The following is a 19,051-nucleotide window of genomic DNA, read 5'->3' as shown; positions in this document are numbered from 1 at the left end:
TTCTATTTGCTAACTAGGAGTATTTAAAATCACGTCTTTGGCGTGATTTATATATTTACGACCAATTGGGATACGCTTATCTGTAACAAGAACAGAATTACCTTCCAAGGCTTGAATTTTATCCAACGCTACCGTGAAGGATCGATGAATCCTTAAAAATTTGGTACTTGGCAGTTCTTCCGTGATTCCTGACAAAGATTTATGTGCCAGATAATCGCCTGATTTGGTAAAGACCTTGATATAGTCCTTTAAGCTTTCAATAAAGAATATATCTTCAAATTTAATTTTGATCAATTTTTTATCGACTTTCAGAAAGATGAATGATTTTTCTGAAGTTTGCTGTACTTCATCCGTTTTATCATTCATAAATTTTTGAGAAAGCTTGTTAATCGATTTTAGAAAACGTGTAAAGGGAATCGGCTTGACCAAATAGTCTAATACGTCCAGGTCAAAGCTTTCAACAGCATATTCTCTATAGGCAGTTGTAATAATGAAATAAGGCTTTTGCTCGATACTTCGTATGAAATCAAGTCCGTTCATTTTTGGCATATTAATGTCGATAAATACCACGTCAACAGACCCTGACTCAATAACAGAAAGGGCTTCGAGCGGATTTGTGAAGGTCTCTTTCAATTCCATATTCGGAAATTCTTTCAAATGAGTTTCAATCACTTCGGCCGCCAATGGCTCATCATCGATAATAATACATCTAATTTTCATTCAGGGGTAATTTCAAATTTACACTGTATATATTTCCTTTGGTTTTGGTCTTTAGGCTGTAGGAAGATCCGTAAAGCAACTGCAATCTTCGTTTGACATTTTCTATACCGATGCCGTGTTTTGGCTTTTTATTTTCGGATTTCACAAAGTTATTTGTCACGGTAAAGTAAAGGAAATTGTCTTTAACCACAAAGTCAATACTTACATTTATGTCCTCATGATGCTTGGTGCCGTGTTTAAAACAGTTTTCAAGAAATGGCAGAAAGAGTAGGGGCGGTATCGCAATATCATCAATATTTCCTTCAATACTGATATCTGATTTCACCCTTTCTCCATATCTTAATTTTTCCAATTCCAGGTAACTGTACAAATAGTTAATTGACTTCATTAAGCTTATTTTAGGTTCCTTTACTTCATATAAGACATACTGCATTATTTCAGAAAGTTTCATAACCACATTTGCAGCATTAGGTGATTGCTTAATCACCAAGGCGTATAGATTATTTAATGTATTAAAGAAAAAATGCGGTTGTATTTGAGATTTTAGAAAATTCAATTCTGTTTCCAGTTGAATGCGCTGTAAATCGTCATTTCTTTTTTTCTCATTTGCCCAGTCATACGTTAATTTTATGGCAGAAACCAAGGCAACCACATAAATGGTTCCAATCATAGATTCGATGATATGAATAAGGGTAAAAGGCTCTTGATTTCCCTGAGCTTCCGGCCAGATACTCTCCGTGACAAGTATGTAATTGAGACCGGTCCGAATAAAGTAAAACAGCGCCAGAGAGCAGGTAAATAGAATAACAAATTTCAGGTACTTCTTTTTAAGGATATATCTTGGAATTAGATAATAGATCGTGAAATAGGTAATAATAATATTAAGCGGAAATTCTACTAAGTTAGATTTTAAAGAATACCAGTAATTATTGTTAATGGTTGCAAATCGAAAGAAATTAAAAACAAAATATACAGACCAAAACAGAAAGTGGTAACGAACCGGAATTCTAAATTCAGAAAAAATTCTTTTAAACATCATGATAACTATAAGGCACTATCGGTGTTAGCTGGTATATATCTTTTATAAAACTGCCTTTAAATATACAATTTAAAGGCAGTATTCATCGAATATTATAACGATCTATTTTTAAGGTCCCTTCACGACTTCTACAAACTGTACGTAGTCGTCATTTTTGGCAGCCATGATGTATTTTTTATCCTGTATGCTGATCATGGAAAGATCTTTGGTGTCGCCTGGGATATACAAGCCACTATCAGTAGGTGATACGGCTTTGAATTCACCTTTCCCATTCCCGGCTAAAAATAAGCCCACGCCTGCATCATTTCGGGGAGTTTCCACCTCAGAGCCATATAGGTTTCCTGCAATTACAATATCCAGGTTTCCATCTGCATTAAAATCTTCTGTGAGTATCTGGTTGATGCTTGATACCTGTGCCAGATTTGGTAATTTATGGATAATAAAGGCACCGTCTTTGTTTTCCAAATAAATGCTGGCAAAGGACTTGACTTCATAATGAAGTGATTTCTCAAGTGATTTCTTGGTATATACATCCTCCAGTGTAGCCACTGCAAAAGCATCGTAATCTTTGAATTTTTTCTTAATGGCTGGAATCTGTTCCGACGAACACTGACGTCCTCTTACCGGAAATTTTTCACCATCATCATAATAACTCAATACAATATCATTGGAATTGTTTTTGTCGAAATCATTGAGATAGATGTCAAAAGGCTCATTTTCATTGGCCTGGTATTTGTAATTTAACCCCAAATTACCAACGATAAAATCCATGTCCCCATCATTGTCAAAATCACCTTCAGTGAGTCCAAACCACCAACCTGTGGCATCTGATAAATCTAATTTAGAAGTAATATTATCGAAGTTACCTCTGTTATTTCTGAATATCGTGACCGGCATCCATTCACCAACCACAATGAGGTCTACCCAACCATCATTATCATAGTCGGTCCAGCTGGCATCGGTTACCATGCCTATATCAATTAATTCAGGCGCAATTTTTTCAGTAACGTTGACAAATTTAGGTTTACCTTTGGTGCTGATATTCTCAAGAATATAGCTGCTGGTTGGCATAGGATAATTTTTGGGGATCAATCTTCCTCCTACAAAAAGGTCCAGATCACCGTCTTTATCATAGTCAATAGCTTTTACTCTTGAGCCGCTAATGATCATTTCAGGCAACGCTGTCTTTGATTTAGAAAGGGCCCCTTTCCCGTCATTGATGTATAAACGATCTTGTAATAATTCTGAATCATGGTCAAATTCACTACCGCCACTTACCATGTATAAATCGTTAAATCCATCCCCGTCTGCATCAAAGATGAGACTTCCCAAGTCTTCACGATCACTGTCATCAGCTACATCAGGAAAATGCATACGTTCAAAGCCTGATTTCGTTTGGTAGTAAATAGCTGTCTGGTTATTATGAGAACCACCGATAACAACATCTTCCAAACCATCACCGTTAAGGTCGCCGACACTGGATCCGGGGCCGAATGAGGATGTTTTATGCGGTAGCAAGACCTGATCATTAAAATCATTATATACATTTTCTGCATGTTTGTGCGCCAAAACAATATTCGTGTTCTGTTCTGTTTTAAACAGCTTGATATTATCGGTTATCACAGGAGCTTCGTCAAATGCCCCGTTTTTATAGTCAATGGTAAGGAACTGGTTGGCAGCTACATTTTTCAAAACTTCCATTTTTCCATCAGGCCATTGAACTTTGATCTCTTGAACGTTTTCATCCTGACCTAAACCATAGTGTAATTGAGGGGCGACAGAAGACTGAAACCCTCTGGTTAAAGTTAATTCTTGAAACTGTGTCAGTTCAGCGGTTTTTACCCAAGTTTTTACACCCAGTCCTGAAGTGTTTTTCTCCGGGCCGTTAAATTTTATGGTGATGGAGTTGTTCTTATCCGAACTGAAGTTTTCAAAGATGGCAGCTTTGTCATCAATATTATTCAAAACGATCTCTAAATCTCCATCATTGTCCAGATCAGCATATACACAGCCATTAGACCAGCCCGGAAATTCAATTCCCCAGCTTTCATTCATTTTGTCAAAGGTGAGATCACCATTGTTCTTAAAGACAAAATTATCCACTTTTTCAGAAGGAATTGCCAATGTTTTTTCGAGGAAATTTCCTTTTACAGGATTCTTTTTAAGGTTATTAAAGTAATCTTTGTTGTTAATTTCTCTTCTCGTCCCATTTGAAATGTAAATATCTTTCCAGCCATCGTTATCAAGGTCCACGAATAAAGGAGCCCAACTCCAGTCAGTGGTTGCCAAACCGGCAATTCTAGCCACATTGCTAAAAGCAGGCAAGGAATCCTGAACATTTCCATTGTTCATCTGTAATTGATTTTGCATGTACTGGTAATGAAACCCAGCATTTACTGTTCCCCAGAAAAGATCTGGGTTCATACCGGCCATATTGGCTTTTGATCTTCGGTTATTCCCAGGAGTCATATCCATTTGAATGATATCTAAGAGCTGGTCATTGTTAAAATCAGCAATATCGACACCCATTCCATAAAGGGCTGTTTGCTTCGTTAGCTTTTTTGAATGTTCACTAAAGGTACCGTCCTGGTTATTGATCAACAAAAAATCTGGAACATTGAAGTCATTTGAAATATAGAGATCAGGCCAGCCATCTTGGTTTAAATCTCCAACAGTACAGCTATTGGTTAGCCCGAAGGACCTCACTTTTGCCTCTGTAGTTACATCCGTAAAATGATCACCATCATTTCTAAACAACTTGTCAGTTTCCACATCCTTAGGATTGCTCATTTTGAAGGCGTAAAAATTGTTGGGTGCATTAAAATTGGTAGGAGGGTAGTTGGCTACATACAAGTCAAGATCGCCATCCAGATCGTAGTCAAAAAAGGTAGATTGAATAGTGTTTCCAATATCTGCAATTCCATATTCGGCTGCTTTTTCAGTAAATGTCATGTCACCATTGTTGATAAAGAGCAGATTTTCTTTAGGATTGAATTTCCCCGCTACGGAACAATAGATATCCAGAAAACCATCATTATTAACATCAGCCATGGTCACCCCTGTGAACCATCTGTCGTCTCCTGCAACACCTGCGCTTTCAGAAATGTCCTCAAACTCTAGATTTCCTTTGTTCATATAAAGCTTGTTTTCCACCATGTTACCGGTAAAATACAAGTCAATAAGACCATCATTATTAAGATCCCCTGCTGATACTCCACCACCCATATAAATATAGGCATAGGCCAGATAATTCAAAGAGTCATTCTCTGTTAGATTGTTGGCGAAATCAATCGAAGACTCTGATGCATCAACTTGTCGAAACAACCTTTCATTATTGAGCTTTTCTGTTTTTGTACAAGAGATAAGGAGGATAGTGATTACTAGAAAAAAAAGACTTTTTTTCATGACTTTGAATGATTTAAATTTCAGGCATAAAAATACAAAAACGGAGCATTATACAATGCTCCGTTTAAGAATAAATAAGTTAAAAAACTATTTTTTACCAATCTGGGTTTTGAGTTAAAGTTCCAGAACTTTGGTCAATAGCAGAAACAGGAACTGGTAGCAAATTGTGCTTGCTTCCAACAGCGGTCGTCTTAGGACCAAAGTTAGAAATAGTTCTCGTTTCATTTGTAATATACGTATTCATAGTGTTAGGATAGTCACCCCATCTTCTAAGATCGAATAAACGATGTCCTTCCATACCTAATTCTAATCTACGCTCCATTTGAAGCGCTTTTATAGCATTGGTTTTGTCACCTAAAGTAGTATACAATTCAATTTCGTAATTAGCAGCGTCAGCACCACCAGCATCTTTCATGTAAGTCATGTTTTTCGCTCTTGAACGAATTTGATTGATATAATCAAGACCTTTGGCTAAATCATCCGTAAAGATAGCGGCTTCAGCAGCCATTAAAATTACATCAGCCAATCTGATAAAGTGGTAGTTTATACCAGAGTGTTGTTGACCCCAGTTACCAGCTCCTTGTAAGGCGTCTTCACCATTCCAATATACATTCTTACGCGCAAGGTAAGGTCCAGAAATATCACCGAAACCAGCTCTAATCCATGATTTACCTGGGTGTATTTCCCAATTGTTATAGTTGATACCTCTTCTACCTACTACATAGTCAAGTCTTGGATCAAGAGGACCTGTATGTAAGGTGAAATCTTCAGTACTCTCCACACCGGCGTCATTCTTAACGTCAGTTTTGTTATAGTCATCCAATAAAGGTAATCCAGCTGAAGTTTGGAATGAATTTACCAAATCCTGAGTTGGTTGGTAAAAACCACAACACCATCCGTTTGGCCCACCAAAGTTCAAGGTACCACCTTGGTTACCATTAGGAGCAAATGCACCACCAACGGTATTGAACTGTATTGCAAAGATTGATTCAGAACCTTGTTCACCTGCTTGTCTGAAGTTATCAATATATTCAGGTAATAAAGAAAATGGTCCACCGATTACAGTCTCTAATAAACCTAAAGCAGCAGAATAATCTCCCTGGTACAATTTAGATTTACCTAAGTAAGCAGTAGCAGCCCAATTTGTAGCACGACCATAGTCAGATTGAGAATCTGGTAGGTTTTTCTGTGCATAATCGAAATCCGCATCAATATTCGCCCATAAATCAGTTCCGTTAGGCTGTGCAAATTCTACATTTGAATAATTTTCATCACTGATATATGTAGCATACTTACCCCACATGATCTGTAATTGAAAATTGTAATGCCCTCTTAAAAATCTTGCCTGAGCCAGTTGGTTTTGAAATAAAATCTCTCCGTTTTCCGCTCCTGCAATTTGAACGATTACCGCATTTGCTCTGTTCGCACCAGCATATAAAGCTCTCCACTTAGAAGAGATATATGACAATCCAGTAGACCAGTCGTGTACTTCCAATTGAAATAACGTTTGTTGGTCACCATCAGTACTTCCTTTGTGAGCATCATCAGAAATCACATCCATCCACCAGTTATCACCGGTAGCTTCCCATCCACCAGAAGCATTTGTAACTCCATCTAAAGAGCTATATGCCGCTGTAAGTAGGAAGTTAACTCCCTCTTCGTTGGCAAGTGCCTCTGGATTTAACGTTCCGATTTCAATCGTTTCGCTAAATTCATCGCTACAGGCTAAAACAGTCATTAGCAGTAGCATTATATAAAATATTCTGTTTTTCATTTCTTAAAATTTAATGTTTAAACCTATAGTAAAAATCTGAGATACAGGATAAACCCTACTATCAATACCCATGTTCAAGTTTTCAGATTGTCCACCAATAACTCTTGGCTGAACTTCTGGATCAACACCGCTATAATTTGTAACAGTGAACAAGTTGGTTCCTTGCAGGTAAATTCTGAATCTTTCCATACCCATTTTATCAGTTGTTTCGGTTGGTAATGAATAACCGATCTGAAGGTTTTTCAATCTGAAGAATGATCCGTCTTCAACAAAATAGCTATTCGAGTTCAATTCAGAACCTTTGATTGAATTACTCAATGCAGGAACATTGGTGTTTGTGTTATCAGGTGTCCAAGCATCTAAAACTCTTGTACTTCTGTTACCATTTACAAATAATGGGAAGTCAGTAAAGATTAAATTACTATTGTAGACATCATTTCCTTGAGATCCGTTGAAGAACATAGAAAGATCAAATCCTTTATATCCTGCGTTCAAGTTCAAACCATATGTAAAGTCAGGATGAGGAGAACCAATTTTAGTTCTGTCATCATCTGTGATAACTCCATCTGGCACACCATCTGGTCCAGAAACATCTTCATATTCAAATCTTCCTTGGTCATCCAAGCCAATAACGTTACGTCCGTAGAAATAAGAAATTGGTTCACCTTCTTCAGTTCTTGTATAAGAACCTGCCCAGCTAGTTAAAGCATTACCTGTAATAGGTGTACCATTAATCAAGCTAGTAACCTCATTTTTGTAATGAGATAGGTTGAAAAGAGCACCAAAAGTAAATCCTGAATCCCATGTGTTGTTATATCCAACAGACCAGTCAATACCAGTGTTTTTGATCTCCCCTAAGTTAACAAATGGAGCCGGAGCTTCAGGACCTGTAGTTGGGATCAAGTTATTATCTCTTGCAAATAATCCATCAGTAGTAATTTGATAGAATTCAATAGACGTTGTTAATTTGTTATTGAAGAAATCTAATTCCGCACCAATGTTACTGGTAATACTTGTTTCCCATTTAAGGTCTTCGTTACCAATCTGACTAACAATTGCACCTGAACTAGCAGCACCATTAGTACCCCAAACATAATTGGCAGTATTTTGGTCGAAAGCGTAAAGTGTTTTAGTTGGGTTGTTTACAGGAAGATCCTGGCTACCTAACTGTCCCCATGAAGCTTTCAATTTAAACCTGTTCAAAACACCACTGTTGTTGAACCAATCTTCATTACTCATTACCCAACCAGCACTAACTGAAGGGAAGACATCTGACTTATTATCTCCAGCAAATCTTGAACTCTTGTCATAACGTAACGTTGCAGTCACGAAGTATTTTTGCTTGTAGTTATAATCAGCTGAACCGAATACTGAGAACAAAGTATATCCATTTTGATATGCCCAGTCTACAGCAGGATCTGCAAAACCATTGTTTAATAAGTAGAATTCAGGAGTTTCGTTGAAATAATCAGTTCTACTCACTTGTTTCCCTTTGTTTGTTTGTTCCAAAGCTTCAGTAGCAATAAATGCACTCAAGTTATGATTTTCTCCAAACGTAGTGTTGTACATCAACATGTTTGTCCAAGTCCAGTTATAAAAATTCTGATCTTGTTCCCATAAAGTGTTGAATGATTTAGGCTCACCGTGCTCTGGATCAAGAGGAGTAAAATCTCTCTGATCAAATGCAGCAATCGATCCCGCTAAAGTAGTCTTGAAAGTAAGTCCATCAATAATTTCATAAGAAAGATAGATGTCACCAAATACTCTAAAGTTATTGATGTAGTTATCTTTTGCTCTTTGAAGTAAAGAATAAGGTTGTCTTGTATTTGACAATCCTGTTGAGTTACTATAAGTACCTGCAAAATTACCATCATCGTCATACACAGGAATCAGCGGACTCGCTCTAAGAGCACCTTCAATTGCTTCACCATTTCCATTTTGTTGTGTTGAGTAAGATGCATTTAAGTGTTGTCCAATTTTTAATTTTTCAACTGGCTTAAATTCATTGTTTACCTGAATATTACCTCTAGCAAAACCAGTGTGCTTAATAACACCACCTCTGTTTAAGTAACCTACAGACATAAATGACTTACTAGTTTCAGTACCACCTTCCATAGATACAGTTGCCTGAACAGTAGGAGCAGACTGAGTAATTTCATTCCACCAGTTTGTTCCACCCGGAGTTACAGTCGCACTAATTCCTTCACGACCTGGAGCCTGAGATAGGTCCAATTGGTCTGGAATTACAGGACTTGCCCCATTTCCGTATTGTGGATGAGATGGAGGATCAGCTCCGTAGAACAATACGTCATTGTTCATTCCTTCCCATAGCATATCAGCATGTTGTTGAACATTTAATACGTCAATACCCTGAACAGCCTGAGATACACCCGTGTAGATGTCTACAGTTACAGTAGATTTAGCAAGGTTGTAGCTACCACCTTTTGTAGTAACAATGATAACCCCGTTAGATGCTCTTGATCCATAGATCGCAGCAGCACCATCCTTCAAAACGTTCATCTGATCGATATCACCAGGATTGATCGATGTTAAAACGTTTGGATCCGTAGTTTGCACTCCGTCAATAATGTAAAGTGGTCCTGTTCCGTTTGAAGAACCAATACCACGAATGTTTACTGTTGGTGCAGCACCAGGAGCTCCGTTAGAAATTACTGTAACACCCGTTACCCTACCTTGTAAGGCTTCTGCAGCATTCACTGTAGGAACTTTTAATGCTTCGTCCATGTCAACAGAAGCAACCGATCCGGTAATGTCTCCTCTTGTTTGAGCAGCATAACCAACAACAACAACTTCTTCAAGGGTGTTGTCCCCACCCTCAAGTGTGATGTTAATAACAGAATCACTACCCACTGTAGCAGTTCCATTTGCCATCCCGATGAAAGAGAACTCTAAAACGTCACCTTCATTGGCTTCGATTGAGTAATTACCATCGAAATCAGTAGTAACCCCCCCAGAGGAGCCCTGAACAACAACAGCTGCTCCAGGCAGTGGCCCGTCAGCATCTGAAACTGTTCCTGTGACTGTCTTCTGCGCCATAGTAAAACTACAGGTGAAGAAAATCCCCAGAATGATTAAACTTTTAAATAATTGTTTTCCCATAATAAATAATTATTAATTAATAAATTGATTGTAAGCGTGCGGTTTTTTTTGAAAATACCGCCAAAAAATGTTTTAATGCATAATGATATAAGTTTATATTTTATTTCAAAAAATTAATATACAAATAACTTAATACGCCCCATGGATAACATTTATTTAACAATTAAAATGATATCGGCACAGAAACGTTAATGTTTTCTAAACAATTAATTGGCAAGATATAAATTTTTCTTAATTTAATTGTGATACAATTCCGTCCATTTTTGATACCATTATATGTCTAAACTCTACTGGGTGACTTTCACTTTGTAGTGAAATGTATCCTTGGTCAAGAGAATTCCCCTCTAATTCAGTCAAAGTATTGTATTCACCACCTATTATCGGTTTGTTGTATTCCAGTACTTTTTCACCATTAATATAATGTGTAATCAATGAATCATTTCTTACTTCAATTTCAAGATCCACCCATTGATCTCCATAATAGGTCTTTGACCTTGAATCTATACAATGAGCAGTAACCAATTCGTTCTCCATATAAACATGACTTCCAGGAGTGCACAGGTTGGCTGTACTTCTCGGCACTCCCTCTTCAAGTCCACCTAGGAGCTGAACTTCTATGCAAACAGGGAAATTTTGATCTAACTCCATGGTCTTAGGGTCCTGACAGTGAATCATGACGCCGCTATTTCTCAAGGCCCAGTTTTCCCCTCCTTTTAGTTGTTCTCCTGTAAATCGATATTGCAGCTTTAATTTATAATTACTAAAGGGTGATTTATAGAAAAGGTGCCCAAAGGAATTATCAAAATTCTCATATGCTGAATAATCCACCTTGATCACGCCATCAACCACTCTGAAAGTATTTTTCCAATTGACACCTAATTGATGCCCCCGGATCTTCATGTTCCAACCATTCAGATCAACACCATTAAAAATGGAAACCCATTTTTCATTGTCAAGGGAAGCCAGTTTTTGACTTTTTTCTTCCTTTTTACAATTTATTAAGAATAGTGATAAAAAGATGCTAATAATTAAATTTCGAATAATGATCATATAAATTATCTACATACTACAGTTCTGACTAAGGTACAGTGTATGTTAGACCTTGGAACAGGGGTTATTTAAAGTTTTACACTTTATGTTAACAATAAATGAACAGGATATTTGCTATTAATTTTGTAAAACTCGAGGCAATGTAATTACTTTGCGAAGTATTAATGTTCAAAATATTTCAGTGAAAGACCGTATACATGAAATAGAGCCCTTTCGAGCAGAAGGAATTGTTTACCATGCAGACACCTGTTTGCCTTTGGTAGATGCTATTTCACGACAAAAGCTAAAGTTTAAAGCCCTGGCCCGTTATACCTATCCCGGAGATCGTCTGACCGATGATACGAAGGGATTGAACTCAATCGGTTACTGGGACGCCATGGAGCCTCAGGACTGGGGACTGAACTGGCATCGAAATGAAGGAATAGAATTTCATTTTTTAGAGTCAGGTTCTATGCCGTATGCACAAGAAAAAGAGAAAACAGCCTTAAGACCGAATCATCTTACCATAACAAGACCCTGGGAGGCGCATAAAGTGGGTAGTCCGGAAATAGGCATGGGGAAGTTTTACTGGGTGATTATAGATCTGGGTATCAGGAGGCCACATCAGGATTGGGTTTGGCCGGATTGGATTATGATGACTGAGAAGGATTTGAACCGACTCACAAAAATTCTAAGGCTGGATGATCAATGGTTATGGCAAACAAATACGAGAATGCGGGAATGCTTTCACAAGATTGGGGCTGCTGTGGATACTGATGTTGATGGCAGCAGTGCTTCTAAAATACGCCTCTTAGTGAATGAAATGCTCATTGTTTTATTGGAACTCGTTGATTCAAAGGATGTTGTGCTAAATGAGGCGCTGACAGATAGTTCTAGAAGTGTTAAGCTTTTTTTGGACGAATTAGATAAAAATTTATCCGAAAACTGGACCATAGAGCGTATGGCAGAATCTGCCGGGGTAGGTCTTACCAGATTCACCTACCATTGTCGACAGTTAACAAATACGACTCCTATGCGCTATCTGGCAATGAAACGCATCGAAAAAGCAAAGAATATATTGATAAATAAACCAGAATTAAGTGTAGCAGAAGTGGCTTATAGTTGTGGTTTTGCGACCAGTCAGTATTTTTCAACTGTTTTTAAAAAACAGGAAAAATGCACGCCTTTAGAGTTTAAGGTGAGTTTGTAAGAGTCATTTCTGGAATTTCTCTGGAGTTTAGAGCCATTGTCAACTGGAAATAGTAATTCTGTCGTTTTGTATAATTTCTTTCACTGATTAAAAATACACAGAAATTCTTGATTATTATTTTACTTTCACAAACATTAAATCAAGAAAATTTTAGGGAAATGAAAAAAGTTGGTTCAAAATTCACCCTGCTTACGGCTGCAGTGGTGTTTATGCTTGTAACTACAATTTCGTGTGGAGAAAAGCAGAAAGAGGGTAAGGCAGCAGCAATCAAAGAAACAGCGGAAGTTGACAAAGAGCCTTTCTTTAAATTGTCATTGGCCCAATGGTCTTTGAATAAAGCGGTAAGAGAAGGAGGGGAGAGCCCTTTGGATTTTGCTCAAAGAGCAAGTGAGTTGGGCTATGAAGGCATTGAATACGTAAGTCAATTGTATACCAAAGAACTGGAGAAAGAAGCAGATCCCAAAGTAGCTATGGAAAAGTTACTGATTGCTTTAAAGGAAAAAAGTGTAACATACAATGTGACAAACGTGTTGATCATGGTTGATGGAGAAGGGCATTTGGCCGCTATGGATGATAAGGAAAGAGCCAAAACCGTTGAAAATCATAAAAAATGGGTTGATGCAGCACAATTTTTAGGTTGCCATTCCATTCGTGTGAATGCCCATGGTGTTGGTAGCTATGAAGAAGTAGCTGCGGCAGCAGTGAAAGGACTGACAGACCTATCGACCTATGCAGCTACAAAAGGGATCAATGTATTGGTTGAAAACCATGGAGGATATACTTCTAACGGACAATGGCTGGCTGAAGTTATGGCAAAGGTGAATATGCCGAATTGTGGAACGCTACCAGATTTTGGAAATTTTTGCATGACAGAAGGTTATGGATCTATAAATAGTGCAGAATGTGAGGATCCTTATGATATATATAAAGGTGTATCAGAACTTATGCCCTATGCAAAAGCTGTAAGTGCTAAAAGTTATGATTTTGATGCCCAGGGAGGACAACCCAAAATAGACTATGTGAAAATGCTGCAAATTGTGAAGGATGCAGGATATACAGGCTTTATCGGGGTGGAGTATGAAGGTTCAAACTTGACTGAAGTTGATGGTATCAACGCTACAAAAGATTTATTGCTACAGGCAGCGGCTTCCATAAAATAAAAGAAATCATGGGTTCAAAAATCAAGTTAGGTATTCTTGGAGGAGGAGGAGATTCACTGATAGGTGTGTTACATCGTGTGGCATCTAATATGTTTGATCAGTATGAAATCGTAGGAGGTGTATTTAATCCTAACTGGGAAGAGAACATTGGTTTTGCCAAAAAACTGGACCTACCACTTTCCAGGATTTATGCAGATTTTGAATCTTTGATCTCAGAAGAAATAAAACTTCCAGATAACGAAAGAATGCAGGTGGTGTCAATTCTTACACCAAACTTTTTACACTTTCCAATGGCGAAAAAGTTATTGGAGAATGGATTCAATATTATTTGTGAAAAACCTCTGACGACCACCTATGAAGAGGCGCTGGAATTGCAGAAGATCCAGGAGCTGACCAAAACCGTATTTGCAGTGACGTATACCTATACAGGTTATCCTATGGTGAGGCAAATGAGAAAAATAATAGCATCAGGTCAGCTGGGGAAGATTCATAAAGTAGATGTTCAATATTATCAGGGATGGATCAATCCGATTATTCACGATGCAGAGAAAAGAGCTTCTACCTGGAGGTTACAACCTGATAAATCCGGAATTAGTTGTTGCATCGGTGATATTGGAACACATGCTTTTGATATGATAGAATTTGTGACGGGTTTAAAGATCTCAAAAGTATTAGCAGATCTGAATTACCTCTATGACGATAATTTGATGGATATTGACGGCACGGTATTGATTCGATGCGGCAATGGTGCTAAAGGAGTTATCAGAGCAAGTCAAATTGCCACAGGAGAGGAAAACAGTATCATTGTTAAGGTGTACGGAGAAAAGGCAGGCCTGAAATGGGAACAGGAAAATCCCAATTACCTGTACAAGCTTGAAGATGGTGAGCCTCTAAAGGTGCTGAAACCCGGGAATGTGTATAACAGCGATTTGTCATTGGATGGATCTAAATTACCTCCCGGACATCCGGAAGGTATCTTTGATGCGATGGGAAATATTTATAAGGGAGTGGCCAGAGCTATCAAAGGAGAGCCCTATGATTCCGGGGAGTTTCCAACGATTACAGACGGAGTCAGAGGAATGAATTTTATAGAACAGGCTGTGGCTTCAAATGCGGAAGGCAACGTGTGGAAAGAGATCGATTAAGCGCTTTGGATAAATTTAAAAATATATGAAAAACGTATTAATAGTTGTTGTTTTTGTAGGACTTTTAGCCTCTTGTAAGAGCGGAACCAAGCAAAAGGAGGTAGTACCTGAGCAAACTGCAGCATTGGAAGAAGGTTGGACAGATTTGTTTGACGGTGAAAGTTTTAAGGGTTGGCACACGTACCTGCGAGATACAATTTCGACACAATGGCAAATTAAAGATGGAGTCATGTTTTATAAGCCTGATCCGGACAAAGCGCAGGGGATGAATAATTTAATTACTGATCAAAAGTATACAAATTATGAACTTTCCTTGGATTGGAAGATCTCGGTAGATGGAAACAGTGGTGTATTTTACGGAGTTTTGGAAGATGAAAAATTTGTAGTTCCCTATATGACGGCACCGGAAATTCAAATCAGAGATTATACGAATATTCCAGACTTTACCGATCATCAGCAAATGTCAGGAGCTATTTTTGGCATCGTGGGTATTGAGAGGGATGTGGCTAAAAAAGCAGGGGAATGGAATCATTTTCTGATTAAAATCGATCATAAAAATAATGTTGGAAGTGTCACTTTAAATGAAGTTGAGGTTGCGAATTTTCCAGTCAACGGGGATGCATGGAATACCTTGGTAGCGAGCTCAAAATTTAAAGATTGGGAGGGATTTGGAATTACTCGCGAAGGTCATATTGGTCTACAGGATCATGCCCATGGCGTTTGGTTTAGAAATATAAAGATCAAAGAGTTGGTTGATTGATAGGAGATAAAGTACCGTTAAGTGACGGAGGATAGGAATGCATATGAAAGCCTAATTTTATAGGTAAATGGAAAGATTTTTGCAGATTTGTTAGTATATTTACTTTTTTCGAATCAATTCCCTCAGTATACGGTAGTTTTAGTGCCTTCAGCAACATGTACCGTATTTTTTAATGTAGTCAATTTGACACATTTTTTTTGAAAATAATAAAAAGAGTTTAATGATTTAAACAAATATAAATTACCGATTTTTCTAATTAATTAAGTTTTATAGTATTATGAGTAAGAATGAAAAAAAGAACACAATTTCCAGAAGGAATTTTGTAAACAAAACGCTGGTGGCCAGCGCTGGCTTTTCTATCGTGCCATCTTTTGCCGTAAGCGGGTTGGGTCATGTTGCACCTAGTGACAAATTGAATATTGTTGGAGTAGGAGTAGGTGGCATGGGTCTAAGAAACCTAAGAAATCTAAAATCACAGAATATAGTAGGTTTATGTGATGTTGATTGGAAATATGCTAAAGGAGCTTTTGATGAGTTTCCGGATGCCAAAAAATATTGGGATTTTAGAAAAATGTATGAGGAAATGGAGAATGAATTTGATGCGGTTGTTATTGCCACAGCAGATCATACCCATGCATTGACAGCAGCTCATGCCATGACAATGGGAAAACACGTATATCTTCAAAAGCCATTGACGCATTCTGTGTATGAATCTCGTTTATTGACGAAACTTGCTGCAGAAAATAAGGTAGCTACTCAGATGGGTAATCAAGGGGCTTCAGGTGCCGGTGTTGCCGAGACATGTGAAATTCTTTGGAGCGGTGCCCTGGGAGATGTTGTAAAAGTGGAGTCATTTACCGACAGACCTATATGGCCTCAAGGATTGAATTTACCGGAAACTGCTGATCCGATTCCGGATACTTTGAACTGGGAGCTGTTTACAGGACCTGCTAAAATGAGAGATTTTAATGAAGTGTATCATCCATGGAATTGGAGAGGATGGTGGGATTATGGTACAGGAGCCTTAGGAGATATGGCATGTCATATTTTACATCCGGTATTTGAAGGATTAAAATTAGGATACCCTAGTAAAGTTCAGGCAAGTTCATCGTTACTTTTAAATGACTGTGCGCCGGTATCACAATCTGCTAAATTGACCTTCCCTGAAAGAGGGAAAGTTGGTAGCATTAATTTGCCAGAAGTAGATGTACATTGGTATGATGGAGGTATCAAACCAGAATTGCCAGACAATTGGCCTGCAGGTAAGAATCCGAACAAAAGCGGAGGAGGAACCTTCTTCTATGGAACCAAAGATATTTTACATACAGGTTGCTATGGTGTTCAGCCAGAATTGTTGTCAGGTAAAAAAGTAAACCCACCAAAAACAGAAAGAAGGGTTGAAGAAGAAATGGGTCTGTCTTGGGGCGGAGGAGCTCATGAAATGGACTGGGTTAGAGCTTGTAAAGAAAGTCCTGAAAGCAGAATGCCTTGTACTTCTGATTTTGCGGAAGCAGGTCCATTTAATGAAATGGTCGTGATGGGTGTATTGGCAGTTCGTCTTCAAGACTTGAATAAGACACTTGAATGGGATGGTGAAAAAATGGAGTTCACGAACATTGGTGCCTCTGAGGAAATAAGAAACGTCGTTAAAGACGGTTTTGAAATTCATGATGGTCATCCTACATTCAACAAAGACTATACAGATCCTATGAATGCGCTAGCCTATTCTCAGGAATTAGTGAAGCACACCTATAGAGATGGATGGGAATTACCTCCAATGCCAAAATAGAATTAATAAGGAATTATAATTTTAAAACGGACCTTAGAATTTTACCTTGTAGCGGTAATTTTCTAAGGTTCTAATTAACAGTAAATAAATAATTAACTGATTTTCAATTACAAATAAATTTCAAAAAATGAAGAAAAGAATTTTTATACTTGCATTAGGTATCGCAACAAGCTCTTTTATGGTTAGTTGTGGTGGTGGAGCAAAAAAAGAGGCTCCTGCAGCTGAAGCGGCTGAAGAGGTTGTTGAAGAAGTAGCTGTGGAAGAGGCTGCACCAAATACATTGACGGAAGCTGAGAAAGGCGATGGTTGGGTATTGCTTTTTGACGGAACTACGTCTGAAGGATGGAGAGGATATAAAAAAGATGTTTTCCCTTCTGCCTGGCAGGTCGTAGACGGAACAATTCATATGATTGGTTCCGGAAGAGGTGAAGCTGGAGACAAAGAGGGTGGAGACATCATTTTTGATAAGCAGTTTCAAAACTTTACTTTGAGCTTGGAATGGAAAATTTCAGAAGGAGGAAACTCGGGTATTTTCTATTTGGGAGAAGAAGAACTGGATTTTATCTGGAAAACGGCTCCAGAAATGCAGATTTTGGATAATGAAAAGCATCCTGATGCAGCTTTGGGAACCGATGGAAACAGACAGTCAGGTTCTTTATACGATTTGATTGCCGCAAAACCACAGAATGCGAAGCCAGTTGGCGAATGGAACAAGGTGGAGATCACTGTGTATAAAGGTACTGTTGTTCACACTCAAAACGGCGTAAATGTTGTTGAGTATCATTTATGGACACCAGAATGGAATGAAATGGTAGCCGGAAGTAAATTCCCAAGTTTGAATAAAGACTGGGCTGATGTCGCTTCAAAGGGATATATCGGGCTTCAAGATCATGGTGATGATGTATGGTTTAGAAGTATTAAAATTAAAGAACTTTAGGCCTTACATTGGTAAAATTTATTAAAAACCTCTGAATATTCAGAGGTTTTTTTTGTGCTGTTATTCTTTGATAGGCATAAAAATTTCTGCCTGCCATTGAAGTTCATCTCCACCCATATTTGGATTGTTATGAAATACCTCGAAAGGTTTTTTGTCTATGGTGATGTTTTGTGCGGCAGCATAGTCAACTAATGCATACCAGGCTCTATCTGAGGTGATATAGTTTCCATTGTAGATGGCTTTTAAGGCTTTTCGAGGTGTAACTTCTCTAAAATGGATCAGCGAATGATCAAACCGGTCCTCTTTGTTTTTTATGGGATAACAAAAATCATAGGTGATATAGTCATTCGTCATATCCCAGTCAATGACTTCGATAAAAGGCCTTCCATCAAGTTCAATATTCTTTTCAACCAAGGTACTGGTGAGCAAACTAAAATTTTGCATCATTCCCACGGCTTTTTCGCCTTGCGGCCCACTGATACGTATAAAAGCACAATAGGTTTTATTTATGTGATCTTCTCCCACGATCTTCACCTTGAAACGACTGATATGTTGTTTTAAATTACTGTTAAATTCAGTAAGGCTGTTCTTAACTCTTTTTTCGAAATCTGTATAGAAAAAAAGATTGTTGAGACGATTTTGAAAACTATGACTTTGATCTGTGACGTACACTTTGACAAAGGTAGTGGAGTCATTTATGGCTTCCAGTCGCCATTCATATAGGAAGACAGAATCACCATAGGTTATGAGCTGATTAAGTGCTAAGAGATCATCGGACTTGCTGAGGCTTGAATTATCAAGGGTGAGATTCCAGGTCTTGATACTTTGGTTTACAGCTCCAGGAAAGGTTTTTGGCTCCAGGCTAACCAGATAATCATAGGGCTTAAGCAGAAAGTACCAGGACAAAAAGCAGCCTAAAAAAATAGCTATAAGAAGAAGAATCTTTTTCACTATGAAAAGGTT

13 protein-coding genes are annotated in these 19,051 nt (G+C 38.0%); 6 read left to right on the top strand and 7 right to left on the bottom strand.

All coding sequences use genetic code 11. The annotated features are described in order from the left end of the window. Positions 1-9: 9 nt before the first annotated feature. From ACR2MV_RS11785 to ACR2MV_RS11760, 6 genes are all read right to left on the bottom strand, one after another. Positions 10-720 carry a LytR/AlgR family response regulator transcription factor gene (locus tag ACR2MV_RS11785; protein WP_434022117.1) on the bottom strand — a complete coding sequence of 237 codons (711 nt, stop codon included), beginning with the start codon at positions 718-720 and terminating at the stop codon, positions 10-12. Then, complete coding sequence (locus ACR2MV_RS11780) at positions 710-1,756, bottom strand: sensor histidine kinase (RefSeq protein ID WP_434022116.1); 1,047 nt, start codon at positions 1,754-1,756, stop codon at positions 710-712. Before ACR2MV_RS11780 ends, ACR2MV_RS11785 begins: the two co-directional genes overlap by 11 nt. A gap of 111 nt (positions 1,757-1,867) precedes the next feature. Next, positions 1,868-5,164: an FG-GAP-like repeat-containing protein gene (locus ACR2MV_RS11775; RefSeq protein ID WP_434022115.1), complete on the bottom strand. Its 3,297-nt coding sequence runs from the start codon at positions 5,162-5,164 to the stop codon at positions 1,868-1,870. Positions 5,165-5,258: 94 nt separating this feature from the next. After that, the gene (locus ACR2MV_RS11770; RefSeq protein ID WP_434022114.1) at positions 5,259-6,938 is read right to left on the bottom strand and encodes a RagB/SusD family nutrient uptake outer membrane protein; all 1,680 of its coding nucleotides are present in this window, start codon (positions 6,936-6,938) and stop codon (positions 5,259-5,261) included. Between the two features lie 3 nt (positions 6,939-6,941). After that, complete coding sequence (locus tag ACR2MV_RS11765; RefSeq protein ID WP_434022113.1) at positions 6,942-10,058, bottom strand: SusC/RagA family TonB-linked outer membrane protein; 3,117 nt, start codon at positions 10,056-10,058, stop codon at positions 6,942-6,944. A gap of 231 nt (positions 10,059-10,289) precedes the next feature. Then, complete coding sequence (locus tag ACR2MV_RS11760) at positions 10,290-11,108, bottom strand: 3-keto-disaccharide hydrolase (RefSeq protein ID WP_434022112.1); 819 nt, start codon at positions 11,106-11,108, stop codon at positions 10,290-10,292. Positions 11,109-11,289: 181 nt separating this feature from the next. Between ACR2MV_RS11760 and ACR2MV_RS11755 the strand changes: the two genes are divergently transcribed. The 6 genes from ACR2MV_RS11755 to ACR2MV_RS11730 all read left to right on the top strand — a co-directional run bounded on the left by ACR2MV_RS11755 (position 11,290) and on the right by ACR2MV_RS11730 (position 18,088). Next, complete coding sequence (locus ACR2MV_RS11755) at positions 11,290-12,297, top strand: helix-turn-helix transcriptional regulator (RefSeq protein WP_434022111.1); 1,008 nt, start codon at positions 11,290-11,292, stop codon at positions 12,295-12,297. Between the two features lie 158 nt (positions 12,298-12,455). Then, positions 12,456-13,457, top strand: a complete 1,002-nt coding sequence (locus ACR2MV_RS11750) for a sugar phosphate isomerase/epimerase family protein (RefSeq protein WP_434022110.1) — start codon at positions 12,456-12,458, stop codon at positions 13,455-13,457. A gap of 8 nt (positions 13,458-13,465) precedes the next feature. Continuing rightward, complete coding sequence (locus ACR2MV_RS11745) at positions 13,466-14,602, top strand: Gfo/Idh/MocA family protein (protein WP_434022109.1); 1,137 nt, start codon at positions 13,466-13,468, stop codon at positions 14,600-14,602. A 25-nt stretch (positions 14,603-14,627) separates the two neighbouring features. Continuing rightward, positions 14,628-15,362, top strand: a complete 735-nt coding sequence (locus tag ACR2MV_RS11740; RefSeq protein WP_434022108.1) for a 3-keto-disaccharide hydrolase — start codon at positions 14,628-14,630, stop codon at positions 15,360-15,362. A gap of 277 nt (positions 15,363-15,639) precedes the next feature. Then, the gene (locus tag ACR2MV_RS11735; protein ID WP_434022107.1) at positions 15,640-17,151 is read left to right on the top strand and encodes a Gfo/Idh/MocA family protein; all 1,512 of its coding nucleotides are present in this window, start codon (positions 15,640-15,642) and stop codon (positions 17,149-17,151) included. Between the two features lie 127 nt (positions 17,152-17,278). Beyond that, positions 17,279-18,088, top strand: coding sequence for a 3-keto-disaccharide hydrolase (locus ACR2MV_RS11730; protein WP_434022106.1), 810 nt, complete (start codon positions 17,279-17,281; stop codon positions 18,086-18,088). 60 nt (positions 18,089-18,148) lie between these two features. Here ACR2MV_RS11730 and ACR2MV_RS11725 read toward each other — a convergent pair whose 3' ends face one another. Continuing rightward, positions 18,149-19,039 carry an AraC family transcriptional regulator gene (locus tag ACR2MV_RS11725; RefSeq protein ID WP_434022105.1) on the bottom strand — a complete coding sequence of 297 codons (891 nt, stop codon included), beginning with the start codon at positions 19,037-19,039 and terminating at the stop codon, positions 18,149-18,151. Between the last annotated feature and the right edge of the window lie 12 nt (positions 19,040-19,051).

The organism is Lutimonas sp. (assembly GCF_051011215.1).
In the GTDB taxonomy this organism is placed as follows: Bacteria; Bacteroidota; Bacteroidia; order Flavobacteriales; family Flavobacteriaceae; genus Lutimonas.
This window is presented reverse-complemented; position numbering and strand designations above follow the sequence as displayed.